This is a genomic window from Evansella clarkii (assembly GCF_002019695.1).
GTDB lineage: Bacteria > Bacillota > Bacilli > Bacillales > Salisediminibacteriaceae > Evansella > Evansella clarkii.
This window is the reverse complement of the sequence record NZ_KV917376.1, coordinates 3,642,003-3,655,527: the sequence shown is the minus strand read 5'-3', so window position 1 is coordinate 3,655,527 and position 13,525 is coordinate 3,642,003. Positions and strand designations below refer to the sequence as shown.

At 41.0% G+C, this 13,525-nt stretch carries 12 protein-coding genes and 1 pseudogene; 8 read left to right on the top strand and 5 right to left on the bottom strand.

The genetic code is table 11. The features are described 5' to 3' along the window. Positions 1-119: 119 nt before the first annotated feature. The 3 genes from BK582_RS17080 to BK582_RS17070 all read right to left on the bottom strand — a co-directional run bounded on the left by BK582_RS17080 (position 120) and on the right by BK582_RS17070 (position 3,591). Complete coding sequence (locus tag BK582_RS17080; RefSeq protein ID WP_244895415.1) at positions 120-1,241, bottom strand: ABC transporter permease; 1,122 nt, start codon at positions 1,239-1,241, stop codon at positions 120-122. A gap of 1 nt (position 1,242) precedes the next feature. Beyond that, positions 1,243-2,172, bottom strand: a complete 930-nt coding sequence (locus BK582_RS17075) for an ABC transporter ATP-binding protein (RefSeq protein ID WP_078596198.1) — start codon at positions 2,170-2,172, stop codon at positions 1,243-1,245. A 573-nt stretch (positions 2,173-2,745) separates the two neighbouring features. Next, positions 2,746-3,591 carry an AraC family transcriptional regulator gene (locus tag BK582_RS17070; RefSeq protein ID WP_078596197.1) on the bottom strand — a complete coding sequence of 282 codons (846 nt, stop codon included), beginning with the start codon at positions 3,589-3,591 and terminating at the stop codon, positions 2,746-2,748. Between the two features lie 454 nt (positions 3,592-4,045). Between BK582_RS17070 and BK582_RS17065 the strand changes: the two are divergent. From BK582_RS17065 to BK582_RS17030, 8 genes and pseudogenes are all read left to right on the top strand, one after another. Further along, positions 4,046-4,282, top strand: a pseudogene (locus BK582_RS17065) (DUF418 domain-containing protein); the annotation flags it as partial. A gap of 70 nt (positions 4,283-4,352) precedes the next feature. Next, positions 4,353-4,826: a hypothetical protein gene (locus BK582_RS17060; protein ID WP_078596195.1), complete on the top strand. Its 474-nt coding sequence runs from the start codon at positions 4,353-4,355 to the stop codon at positions 4,824-4,826. Between the two features lie 496 nt (positions 4,827-5,322). After that, a complete protein-coding gene (locus tag BK582_RS17055) occupies positions 5,323-6,669 on the top strand; it encodes a GH1 family beta-glucosidase (protein ID WP_078596194.1) in 1,347 nt (448 codons plus the stop codon). A 258-nt stretch (positions 6,670-6,927) separates the two neighbouring features. After that, a complete protein-coding gene (locus BK582_RS17050; protein ID WP_078596193.1) occupies positions 6,928-8,256 on the top strand; it encodes an ABC transporter substrate-binding protein in 1,329 nt (442 codons plus the stop codon). Between the two features lie 248 nt (positions 8,257-8,504). Beyond that, the gene (locus BK582_RS17045; protein ID WP_078596192.1) at positions 8,505-9,422 is read left to right on the top strand and encodes a carbohydrate ABC transporter permease; all 918 of its coding nucleotides are present in this window, start codon (positions 8,505-8,507) and stop codon (positions 9,420-9,422) included. Between the two features lie 12 nt (positions 9,423-9,434). After that, a complete protein-coding gene (locus tag BK582_RS17040; protein WP_078596191.1) occupies positions 9,435-10,289 on the top strand; it encodes a carbohydrate ABC transporter permease in 855 nt (284 codons plus the stop codon). Positions 10,290-10,378: 89 nt separating this feature from the next. Further along, positions 10,379-10,981, top strand: coding sequence for a YesL family protein (locus BK582_RS17035; protein ID WP_078596190.1), 603 nt, complete (start codon positions 10,379-10,381; stop codon positions 10,979-10,981). A 62-nt stretch (positions 10,982-11,043) separates the two neighbouring features. Next, positions 11,044-12,102 carry a LacI family DNA-binding transcriptional regulator gene (locus BK582_RS17030; RefSeq protein ID WP_078596189.1) on the top strand — a complete coding sequence of 353 codons (1,059 nt, stop codon included), beginning with the start codon at positions 11,044-11,046 and terminating at the stop codon, positions 12,100-12,102. A gap of 258 nt (positions 12,103-12,360) precedes the next feature. On the opposite strand, the gene BK582_RS17025 is transcribed toward BK582_RS17030, so the two are convergent. Continuing rightward, positions 12,361-13,014, bottom strand: coding sequence for a YdeI/OmpD-associated family protein (locus tag BK582_RS17025; RefSeq protein ID WP_078596188.1), 654 nt, complete (start codon positions 13,012-13,014; stop codon positions 12,361-12,363). An 18-nt stretch (positions 13,015-13,032) separates the two neighbouring features. Then, positions 13,033-13,512 (bottom strand): SRPBCC family protein, encoded by a 480-nt coding sequence (locus BK582_RS17020; protein WP_078596187.1) that lies wholly within the window; start codon positions 13,510-13,512, stop codon positions 13,033-13,035. Between the last annotated feature and the right edge of the window lie 13 nt (positions 13,513-13,525).

The window sequence follows — 13,525 nt, the reverse complement described above, 5'->3', positions numbered from 1 at the left end:
TTGCTTAATGGTATTTTTTGTATATTTTTACGTAAGGTTATTTGGATTACGCAAAAACAAGAAAAAACTAATTGACATAGTACGCTGTCACCACCCGAAACCACCCGGATTTTGTCGAATTATCTCGTTGCCACAATCGACTGTCTTTTATACAGCCATGAACCAAGCATAAACGTTACTGCTCCCCATAATATCATGATTCCGATACCGGTCCAGAGTTCAGCATTGAAAATGCTTGTTTCGTAGATCATCGTTTCTCTTAACCCATCCACAAAGTAGGTAAGGGGGAGAACATTAGAAACTGGCTGCAGCCAGTCGGGCATCGTTTCAACCGGGAAGAATACACCGCTTAAAAACATCATAAGAAAGTTGACGATGTTTGCGATGCCCATAAATGCTTCGGTTGTTTTACTGAACGAGGAGAAAAAATAACCGATGGCGTTAAAGGAAAGGGCTCCTAACAGGAAAACAACAATCAGGCCGGCAAAATTAATGAACAGGTTAGCGCCAAATATAAATACACCGATTAGTGATAATAAAATAATCTGGACGACGCTGAAAATGAGCCGCATCACCATATCGCTGAAACCGAACATGTTCATATCCGCCGGAGTCATCCGTAAACGTTTAATTAATCCTTTTCGCCGCATGTCCACAAGGTCGACCATCCCAAAAATACCACCCTGGGCAATAGACAGAGCAATCATCCCGGTTAGAAGGAAGTCTGTATAACTGAATTCCGTGTCTCCTGAGGTGATGGCTTCATATTCAATTTCATAAATTGGTTCAGCGCCAGCGGCAAATAAATTCGCCTGATGAACAAATTCGTTGAGCATTCCCGTCAGCGCCTGTGTGACTATTCCTTGTTCATCTTCTTTATTAACAATAAGAAGAAGGGAGGTATCGTCATCTGCTTCCGGGAGGACAATTGCTGCGTTTACTTCCTGATCTGCCACCATCTCTTCTGCTTCTTCCCGGGTGACTGGTTCGCCGGTTTCGATTTCCAGTACCGGAATATGGCTGATTTGCTGAAGCAGCATCTCTGACGTTTCATTTGGATGCTCGTTGACGAGAGCGACGTTTGCGTTGAAATCATTATCAGAGTTGTCACTGAATATAGACATAAAGATGACCATTAATATGACAGGGAAGAAGATGCCCCAGAACCAGGCCTGTTTTTCCCGGTAAGTCATCCGAAGCTGAGTCAGAAACATTTGCTTAAATTGCCGGAAACCGTTCAAGCTAATCCCTCCATTCCTTACCTGTAAAAGCGATAAATACATCCTCCAGGCTCATTTCGCGAATGGAGACCTGTTCCACCTGGAAATTTCGTTCTTTCGTATAACTAAATAATTGATACAGCGTATCTTCAGGGTGAGCAGTCCAGATTGTTAACGAGCTGCCATCCCGTTCTGTTCGACTGACAGATCCAAGGTCATCTGAAAACAAGGCGGCTGATTCCGCTGCATCAGCTCCGTCGAGAAAAATTAAATGGACTTCACGTTCCTCTGTGAGCTGGTCAATTAGCGCAGCAGGAGTATCTATCGAAATCACTTTTCCCTGATCGACGATGCAGACACGATCGCTCAGCTTTTCTGCTTCTTCCATATAATGTGTCGTTAAAATCGTTGTTTTCCCCAGTTCCTTCAGCTGCAGAACAATATCCCAAATGTTGCGGCGGGCCTGAGGGTCCAGCCCTGTTGTTGGTTCATCAAGGAAGATGATTTCCGGATCGCTTATCATAGCAAGGCCGATCGCAAGTCTCTGGCGTTGTCCGCCAGACAGCTTTTTCACATGTTTTTTCCGGTGGTCTGTCAGGTTAACTAATTGTAAGATGTCTTCCGCAGAACGGGACCTGTCATAAAAACTGGCAAACAAATTCAGGTTCTCTTCTGGCGTTAACAAATCAAACATGGCACTGGACTGTGGCTGCACACCGATCTTCTTTTTTATCGCGGCCGCATTTTTCCTCCAGTCCATTTCCCCAAAGGTGATTTCTCCTTCATCCGGGGGGACCAGCCCCTCGATCATTTCCAGGGTGGTCGTCTTCCCAGCGCCATTCGGGCCAATGATGGTGAAAATCTCGCCGGCTGTGACCGAAAAGCTGATATCTTCCACAGCACGCACAGGCCCGAACGATTTCTTTAAATGTTTTACTTCCAGCACGCTCATAATAACTCCTCACCTTTCCAGTGGGCTTCACATTGATTAATACGTTGAGGAGTGGAAAAAGTTTCTCAATTCACATAATTACGAAAATATTTTGATGGGGTGAGCGGGCGGTATTAAACAATTTGTTAGGTTGAGCTGATAACCGAGGCGGGGCAGGGATATCAGTTGAAGGGGCAGGTTAAGCAGACTTTTTTAAAAAATTGACGGAAAAATTCCGGTTAATTCGTACTTTTTATTAAAAAATGCAAAAATAGGCGGAGAGATTCCGCCTATTTACTTGAAAAGTTGGAAAATGGGAGGTTTTTCTTTGCTTAACCGGAAAACTTCCCCTTATTTTACCCCTAAAAGAGTTACAGTTTGCAGATAAACGGAATATCTCCGTTTATTTTACTTTTGCTCAATTTTAGATGAGACATCTTATTTAATTAATACCAATAACCATGTACATCTGGCTGTCATTTTCAAACGTTTTATAAAGAATCACCATAATATTTTATAGGTGCGTCATTTACAGACAGTGAGAATTCAAACAAGCCCTTGAAGCTGTTTGCTCCAGGGCCTGTCTTTTTTCTGCTATTTCTCCTTAACAGAAATCCATATCTCGCTTTTTTCATCTTTGCTGGCAAGGATTTCTGGACCTTCCGCTAATTCGTAAGAGGAGGAAGGCAGCCATTCGGAATAGATGCGCTGCCATTGTTCCTCGACTTTCTCCCAGTCTCCATCTACTTCGAAAATCGCCCATTGTAATGCAGGTATTTCTAAAGTGGAATATTTTTCTGGCGGCTCTTTAGTTGTCGCAGCCCCGATATATTGGTCGAAGGCTGCCTTTCCTTCCGCATCTTCTGAGTAATTTACAGACACATGAATGATCCCATGAGGCTCCCGGTTAGAGAGGGATTCGAATTCTTCCATTTGGGAATCACTTATAGCCGAAATCATTTCTTCATACGTTGGGGACAGTATTTCATTTTCCATTTCTACTTGATATTTTACACCTGTTACTCGAAACGCTTCTTTTTTACCAATCCGATACTTCATATCCATTCCTCCCTGAATAGTTAATTGAAAGGCCATTTTTGGATATGCTTTCAAGGTTTTCTCCGTGTTCCTCGCAGCTGATGGGGTAATACCATGGTAGTTTTGAAATGCCCTTGAGAAAGCATCCGGTGACTGATATTGGTATTTAAGGGCTGTATCGATTACTTTCACGTCTGGATTTTTCAACTCCAGAGCAGCCAATGTTAAACGCCTTCTTCGGATATATTCTGATATTGTAATGCCTGACAAAAGAGAAAAAAGGCGCTTAAAATGATATTCCGATGACATAGCGGTTTTAGCCACTTCTTGTAAATCGATTGGGTTACTCAAATTACCTTCAATATAATTTAGAGCGTCGTTCATTCCTTTCAGCATATCCATGTAAATGCCTCCTTCACTTGTCATATCATATCAGGTGAAACAGATTCTAACCCGTCATTTTATGCTTAATACAGTCGGTTGGATCGCGATGGAGCATAACGTGTGTCCAAAAAAAGTTACTTATCATGCCCAGTTCATACTTAGTTCATAATGGTGGTTTAACATAAGAATTGCCAGAGGTCATTCATTCTCGTGAATGGCTCACAACCCTCCTTATGTTATATGATAAAGCACAAAAGCCTCCGCTGCTAATGCAGGGAGGCTTTTGTGCTGTAACCTTGTTTCAGCTGCCTTACCCGAGGGAAATCTCCCTAATTCCCAAAAGACTCTAAGCAGGATTATTGCCAAAATTAGTTGAATATAGTTTAAGTAATTTCGATTTTTCAGAGCGTGTCTTCAAGAGGGGAGAGCTGCAGCAGTTGAACGGGCCGTTAATAACGTCGTCAGAACGAATGTTATTGGTATCAGCATTTATACTGGGACTGGCTTGTTTGGGGAGGTCAATTTGAGTTTAGGCATTCTGATCAGCTTGTTAGTTTTTCCTCTGCAAATTTTGTTTAGTTATCTGTGGCTGAAAAAATACCGTTTCGGCCCCATGGAATGGATATGGAGATCGGCGACATACGGTCAACTGCAGCCGATGAAAAACAAACAGAGGGACATTCACGGAACAGGACAAAAAACAGGTTGAGCAAGGAAAAATTCATATATGGCTGGCGAAATTCAGAATAGGGTAATAAAAATAACAGGGCGGTGCGCTTATGAAGTATTATAAGTTTTTCCTTTTATGTAATGCTATTTTGCTCGTTCTGGAATTAATTATATTTTATACAATGAACACCCGGTATTTAATTATGAATACAGATTTTTACCTGTCATTTATAGTCGTTCAGCTCATTTTTTTAGCCGCTGTCAGGAACGCACAGAGGGGAAAGACATTTATCCTTACCCTTTACGCTCATGTAATGATAATTTTACCTGTTTTATTTGTGAGCACTTTACCTGGCTACTCTTATTTTGAGGGGGAAGAACTAATATCAGCTCATATCCAGCAAGCAGATTACGAGATTGTTAACCTGGAAAACAAGACGGTCCCTGTCAGCATAGGACCTGCCTTGTTTGTAAAAGACTCTTTTTACTATTATAAAGTGCAGTCAGGGGGCGAAGACTTCTACTTTTCTGTAGATCCCTTCAGCGGGCAGGTATTTAACCATGAGGCAGATTTCTATAATTAGATAAGTGCCAGTGTTAACAGGAACATTTAATTGTATTGCTTAACCAATAGCTAAATGAAATATTACCAGCCTCGCTTTTTCTAAAAAGGAGAGGCTTTTTTTAATTACTTTTAAATCAACTGGAATGGTACTTTGTCTTTCTAAAGAATGGCTGTTTTTATAATCAATACTGCCGTATTAATAAAAACTTTGTTACAGCTGAAAATATTTTTTGAGATTATTCAAAAAACTGTTGTTATATTTGACCAGTCTAATTATAATGATTACGAAAGCACTTTCGAAAACGCTTACAAGTAAATATAATCCAATAAATATTAAAAATGTACATACGTATTCGTTTATTGGATTAAATACGTGATGTTTTCACAGTATTTTTAAAATAAGTTGAAAGAATACTCTGATTATAGTGACCTGAGTTTTTATTTTTCGAATAGTTACGAAAGCGCTTTAGTATTGTTTCATAAAACTCCATATCGCAGTGAGAGGGGATAGAAATATGTCAATCATTCAGTTTCCCAAGAGGATGAAGTGGGGAGTCGCGACCGCATCCTATCAAATAGAAGGTGCCGCAAACAAAGACGGCAGAGGACCTTCCATCTGGGACACCTTTGCAAAAACTCCCGGAAAAGTAGTGAACGGAGATAATGGGGATGTCGCTTGCGACAGTTATCATCGTTATAAAGAAGATGTGGAAATTATGGAAGACCTGGGAGTGGATTTTTACAGATTCTCTGTTGCCTGGCCGAGAATTTTCCCGGACGGGACAGGGGAAGTGAACAAGGAAGGGCTTGCGTATTACCACAGGCTCGTTGATGAATTGCTGGAAAAAGGCATTCAGCCGATGTGCACCCTTTATCACTGGGATTTGCCCCAGGTTCTTCAGGATAAAGGCGGATGGGATAACAGAGAAACGATTGAGGCGTTTGAAAAGTATGCAGAACTTTTATTCAGGGAGTTTGACGGGAAAATCAAACATTGGATTACAATTAACGAACCATGGTGTGTATCCTTCCTGTCTAACTTTATTGGCGCACATGCACCAGGGCTTAAAGACTTTCAGCTTGGAATGAATGTGGCACATCATCTGCTCGTAGCTCACGGGAAAGCGGTAATTAAATTTCGCAAGCTGGGGATAGAAGGGGAAATCGGGTATGCCCCTAATGTGGAATGGAATGAGCCATACAGTGACAATCAAAAAGATATTGATGCATGCACACGTGCGAGTGCCTGGTTCCTTGACTGGTTTTTTGACCCTGTGTTTAAAGGCAGCTACCCGGAATTTCTCGTTAACTGGTTTAAAGAGAAAACCGGCGCAGCCTTAAAAATAGAAGATGGGGATATGGAGATTATCAATCAGCCTGTAGACTTTGTCGGCATTAATTATTATACAGGCAGTATATCTCGTTATGCTGAAGATGAGGGACTTTTTGATCTGGAAAAAGTGGATGCAGGCTATTTGAAGACAGATATAGGATGGAATATTTACCCTGAAGGCTTTTACCACATCCTTAAGAAAATTTCTGATAAATACGGAGACATCCCGATCTATATTACTGAAAATGGATCCTGCTATAACGATGAGCCTGAAAATGGCAGGGTACAGGACACCGGGAGAATTGAATACCTGAAAAAGCACCTTGTTTCTCTTCAGCGAAGTATGGAGTCAGGGGTTAATATAAAAGGTTATCTTACCTGGTCACTTCTTGATAACTTTGAGTGGGCTGAGGGCTACACAATGAGATTTGGTATCGTACATGTTGATTACAGGACGCTTGAGCGTACAAAAAAAGACAGCTATTACTGGTATAAGCAGACAATTGCAAATAACTTCTTTGAAATATGATAAAAATCCATTTTAGGACACTGATTAAAAATGGTAAATAAGCCGCCTCCCTTTCAACGGGAGGGTTGTTTAGGGGAGAATCGAAAGCGCTTTCTTAAACGAGGCTTATTATATATTGAACATAAGGTTTCAGTATTGATCCTTTCGGTTTTTTCACTACCAATATGTATGGCACTCAGACTTTCAGGGGGGTGAGAGGGAAAAAGAATTCCCGGTTTGGAAGAAATCTATTAAATAATTATTAGGGGGAAAACTACAATGTCCAAATTTTTAAAACTGGCGGGGGTATCTGTCTTATCAGTATCTTTAATGGCAGCATGCGGCGGTGATGAGAGCAGTGACGCGGCGACTAACGGGGGCAATAACAATAACGAAGACAACAGTAATAGCGACACTACAGAAGAAACGATCGGAGACGGAGATATTGAACTCGTATTCTGGGAGTTTGGAAACACTGGCTATGACAAGCTTATTGAAGAATACGTTGCAGATAATCCACATGTTTCTATTAATCTGCAAAATAGTGACATGAATGATATGCATGATAACTTATTTACTTCTATTTCTGCTGGTACCGGAGCTCCGGACATCACGATGATTGAGGAAGCTCAGATCGAAAGATACCGGAATGCAGAAGATGCATTCACAAACTTGTATGACCATGGTGCATCAGATGTAGAAGGGGAATTTCTTGAGTGGGTATGGAAAAACGGTGAAAATGCTGAAGGGAATTTCCTGTTCGGCCTTCCAACTGATATAGGGCCAACTGTCATGTTCTATCGTACGGATGTTTTTGAAGAAGCTGGCTTCGATTCTTCCCCGGAAGCTGTTTCTGAACTGGTGAAAACTTGGGATGATTTTGAAAGTGTAGCGAAGGAGATCTATGAGGCTACAGGGAAGCAAATGACAGATGCCGGTGAGCTTGTATACAACGCGCGCCGTGACCAGTCAACGGAGCAGTATTTCAGTCCTGATGGTGAACTGATTATTGAAGAGCATAATCAAATTAAAGATGCTTATGAGTACACTTCCAGTCTGTTAAATGAAGGCTTAGTCGGCGATATTCCTCTCTGGACTCCGGAATGGTTCGCGGGAATGGGTGACGGAACATACGCAACTATGCTAGCACCAGCGTGGATGCAGGGAGTAATCAAAGACAATGAACCAGAAGAAGGAGTATGGTCTATTACTACAATGCCTGAAGGTGCTGGAAACTGGGGCGGATCTTACCTTGCTGTTCCAGCTGAGTCTGAGAATCCGGAAGAAGCATACAAGTTTATTGAATGGTTAACTGCTCCTGAGCAGCAGCTCAAAGCTTTTCAGGGTTACGGATTATTCCCGTCTGCTCCGGCTGTTTACGATATGCCTGAATTCAAGGAGTATGAAGACGAATACTTTGGCGGAATAGCAACAGCTCAAGTATTCTCTGAAGCAGCACAGGCAGTGGAACCTGTATTCAAAGGCAGTCTTTACTACCCTGTAGATGATGAAGTGAAGCAGGCTATCGATGATGTGGCAGGCGGTGCAGAGCCACAAGGTGCCTGGGAAGAAGCAATTGAGAGAATTAAACGAATCATTGAAAGATAAATAACAGGCTGTGGAAGGAAGTATGGCCGAAGTGGTAGTGCCATACTTCTTTTCACTTTATCTGATAAGATTCAGAGGGTGATAGTACATTTTTTACATATTTAAAGATTTCGAGACTGGCTTGCAGGTTAGTTTTAATAAGTTTAAATAAGTAATCTGCCAGGCATTCTTGAAAAAGACAAATAAGTTTATGAAAACACCAGCCGTTTCTCTTATTAAGAAGTACTATCAAACTGGGGGAGTGAAAAATGGAGAAGCCTAAAAAAACAAGGCGAATGTCAGAGAAAAAAAGTACTGCTTTATCCGCATATGTATTTATATCTCCTTTCTTTATTTTGTTTGCTGTCTTTGGATTATTCCCTATGATCTTCAGCTTTTATTTATCTTTTTTCCGGTGGGATGGGCTGGCTCCGATGGAATTTACAGGCTGGCGGAACTTCCAGTTTATCTTTTCCGATCCGGTATTTTACTCATCTATTAAGAACACCTTCCTTATCGGCATTATGGGAACTGCCCCGCAGATTGTCGCCGCACTTTTTCTGGCATTTGCACTGAATTCGCAGCTTATCCGCTTTCGTAATACGTTCAGAACGATGGTTTTTTTACCGTATATTACTTCGATTGTCGCGGTAGCAATTATCTTTGGAGTCGTGTTTAACAACCAGCCGTTTGGTTTTGCCAATTACTTTTTGAGTCTCTTTGATATCAGCCCAATTCGGTGGAATGCTGAGTACTGGCCGGTAAAAATAGCGATAGCCACAATGGTTTTCTGGAGATGGGTCGGTTATAACACAATCATTTTTCTTGCAGGGATGCAGAGTATTCCTAAAGAGCTTTATGAAGCAGCGAAAATTGACGGTGCTACTGTATTTCAGCAAATACGTCTGATTACGATTCCGATGCTGAAGCCGATCATCATGTTCGTTGTTTTCACCGCAACGATCGGCAGCTTCCAGCTGTTTACCGAACCATTAATCTTTTTAGGGCGGGGACTAAGGGAAGAGGGAATTACCATAGTTGCTTATTTATGGAGAGACGCATTTATTTATAACTCATTCGGCACCGCATCCGCAGCAGCGATTGTCCTGTTCTTTATTATTATTACCTTAACGGCAGTCAACCTGCTCATCACTAACAGAATCGGCCGTTCGAAAAATCTAGGTTAGGAGGAAGCTGACATGGCACAGGTGAAAAAAGAGACAGGGTCATCAAAGTTCTCCGTAAAAAAACTATTTGTTTATCTTTTATTGCTGTTTGGTTCATTAGCTTCTTTATTTCCTTTCTATTATATGTTTGTAATGGCAACACGATTAAACAGGGAAATAAACCAGGTTCCCCCGCCATTTACACCTGGAGCAGACCTTGTTAACAACTTTTTAAAAGTGTTAGACAGCATAGACTTTTTTGGAGCGATGTGGAATTCCTTTGTTGTTTCTTTTTCCGTAACAATCGGGACTCTGTTCTTATGTTCTCTTGCAGGATATACGTTCGCGAAGCTGGAGTTCAAAGGAAAAAATGTCCTGTTTGTCATGATCCTCGTTACAATGATGGTACCTCCACAGCTTGGCTTGATTCCGCAGTATTATATAATTACAACTCTTGGCTGGCTGAATGAACTTAAAGCGGTAATTATACCGGGCCTGATTAACGCCTTCGGAATCTTCTGGATGAGGCAGTATATGAAAGAAGGTCTTCCTGGAGAAATTATTGAAGCTGCGAAGATTGACGGCTGCTCCAACTTCCGAATTTACTGGAATATAGCAGTTCCAATGACACTGCCTGCTTTTGCTACTCTCGGAATTATTGTATTCATGCATGTATGGAATGATTTTCTCTGGCCTCTCGTAGTGCTCCGCGATCCGTCTGTCCATACACTGCAGGTGGCTCTCCGGGCATTGAACGATGCCCGGCAAATGGATTATGGTATGATTATGTCAGGTACTTTCTGGGCTACAGTCCCGCTAATTATCGTATTCTTGCTGTTTAACCGCTTATTTATTGAAAGCTTATCTGAAGGAGCAGTAAAGAGCTGATCTGACCTTGCAGGATTAAATCGATTGTTTTTTGAACAGCTACTGGAAGCCGGTCTTTAAACAGCTATTAATACACAGGGGTGCTAACAATGGGGAAAATGATATTTCAGCTTGCTGAGCTCATTTATAAGTTTGTTGCTTTAAATCTTCTCTGGCTGCTCTTTACTATAGCAGGGCTTGGAGTTTTTGGCGTCATGCCATCGACTGTTGCGCTTTTTGCAATCATCAGGGAATGGATAAAAGGAGATAAAGATATTCCGCTTTTTGCATCATATTATAAATTCTATAAAGGAGACTTTATCCGCTCGAATGTATTAGGGATTTTTTTCCTCGTGATATTTTATATCCTTTATGTGAATTTCACCTTCGTTTCTTATTTTTACGCAGAATCTATTCAAATTTTTATCTATATAGTTATATTCTTTTTTGCTGCCGTTGCTTTAATGACGTATTTGAATTTATTCTCTATTTTTGCTCACTTCAAATATAAAACCTGGCAATATATAAAAGCTTCCGTTGGTCTCGTTTTCCTGCATCCGGGAAAAACGCTGCTTCAGCTTCTATGGGTAATTGCCTATCTGATTATAGCTGTAAATTTTCCGAGAACCTTTATGGTAATCGGAGTAAGTGTCTTTGCTTATATACTCATGGCGATTAATTATACTACTTTTAAAAAATACCGCACTGCTTAAAAATGGCTGCCGATTTTTTAAAAGAGAGACTAAAAATAACAGGATGTGTAAGAGGGGATAGTATGACAACTATTTATGATATTGCCAAAAAAACAGGTTATTCCATCACTACAGTTTCAAAGGTACTGAATAATTACACAGATGTGAGTGAAAAGGCTAAGAAAATTATAAACGAAGCTGTTAATGAATTAGGTTATTTCCCCAGTTCCAGTGCCCGAACGCTATCCACAAAAAAATCCTGGAGTATAGGAGTAATATTTGTAGAAGACTCGGGTATTGGAATGGAACACCCTTTCTTCAATGCAGTAATTGAAAGTTTTAAAAAAAGTGTTGAGGAACACGGATATGATCTCCTATTTGCTGCAAGGAAAGTCGGTTCAGAATCAAAATCATATTTGGATCACTTCAAATACAGGGATGTTGATGGTGTCGTTGTTGTCTGCTCTGCGCTAAATGATCCGGAGGTAGACCTGTTAATCAATTCCGATCTGCCTACTGTGGTCATAGATCTTGATATAAGAGGATGCTGTGCGGTTTACAGCGATAATGTTTATGGAAGCGAGCTTGCTGTCAATTATTTATACTCTTTAGGACATCGTAAAATTGCCCATATCTCTGGTGATGAAGCTTTGTTTGTAGGTGTTCAGCGGAAAAATGGTTTTGTAGAAGCTATGAAGAACAATAACCTTGAGCTGCCTGATGAATATATAGTAAACGGCGGTTATTTTACGCACGAAGGCGGCCAGGGAGCAATGAAGCAGCTTCTCGAGCTGAAGGAACCGCCGACTGCAGTTTATGTTGCCGGAGATTTAATGGCACTTGGAGCAATCAGGGAGATTACAGAGCAGGGATTAAAGGTGCCGGAAGACATCTCAGTAGTTGGCTTTGACGATATAAGGATGGCTCAGTATACAACACCCGCGTTGACGACGATCAGGCAGGACACTACTCTCATAGGAAAAACCTCAGCGAACCTGCTGCTTGAAGAAATAAATAATAACAAGAAGCAATTCTTTTCTGTTAAAATTCCAGTTACTCTTGTAGAAAGAGCTTCCTGCAGGAGGATTTTAGAGCCTGAGCCAATAAAAGAGGCTTTACCCCGGTCGGAATCTCCGGTGTGACCTTTTAAATAGTGCTGTTTTTTGACAGATCTTATTATTGGTAATTTCTTATGTGATTTGGCAAAAGGTTTAGTATTTTACCTGTCCAGTTCATACTTAGTTCATATTACTGGTCTATTATGGAGTTGCCAGAAACGATTCCACATACTCGTTCTGGCCCATAACCTTCCTTATGTAGATGATAAAGCACAAAATCCTCCACTGCTAATGCAGGGAGGATTTTGTGCTGAAATGAGAAGATTTTTCAGAAAGATGATTTTACTTCTTTTTTTGCCGGTATAAATCTACGGACTTATATCCTTGTGATAAGATATCGACCATCTGTTCCTGGCGTTTATCGCGTGTTTTCTGCTGCTTAGCTGAATAGATATACCGTGCCCAGTCCCGTTGATAGCCAGGGGTAAGTTCCTGATAAAAATGGAGCACTTCCGGATGATCTGTTAACAGTTTTTCGATGTCTTGCACATGCTCCTCATAGTCAGCCACACACTGGCTTGAGGCGGATGACTTCACAGATTTTTTCTTTTCCCGTTTTAACCCAACAACAGTAAATACCTCGTCCATACTTACCATTCGTGAGAATTTCACATCACTGCCTGGTACGTATCCGTCATTCTCGTCTACCTTCAAGGCCGGAAAAATCTCGTCTCGGTGGACAAATGTCTTATACCGTTTATTGCCCTTTTTAGGATAGGCGAAAAATAAGTAGCCCTTCTCCTGTAAATGGTCTCCTTTTATCACGTTGTTCGTGTGACGGACCATATCGTCAATTGATTTTACAAAGATGAAAACAGCATCATGGTTTCCGGATAACTCTGTTTTATATCCATCAAACAGATCATAGTCGTCTGGCTGGTTAATGACGGCCATGTTTTTATACTTAGTAAGATTTAACTTATCAATAATTGTCATAACGTCTCCTTTTTTACATTAGCTATTTTGGTGAAATACAGGCTGTTCCGTTTCCAGATAGTTTTTCAGTGCATCCATGTCTTTTGCGCAAGCATTTTTGAAAGTTTTAGACATCATTTTTCCGAATAATTTCGTTATGCCCGTCAGACCATTTATCTCCCCATGTAAAGTAACGACAGTACCATCATCTGTTGGTTCGAGGAAATATGTAAACAGGAATTCTCCCTTGCCCGTTGTTCCTTTTGTCCCGTCACAACGGAGCACTATTTTTTCAGGTTCATGTAGTTTCACAACTTCAAAATGTTCGGTGGCTTCTTTTCCAAACATCTTCCTCGTTTCCTTCCACTGACTGCCAGGGCGGACCGGACCATCATCCAGCCGTTTAATTTCTACTAACCCTTGCATCCAATTTCTTGCAGCATCCAGATCAATTAAGCCAGCGTATGCTTGTTGAGGGGGAACATGAAAAGTTCTTTTTACTTCAAAATGAATGCTCATTTAACAGCCTCCC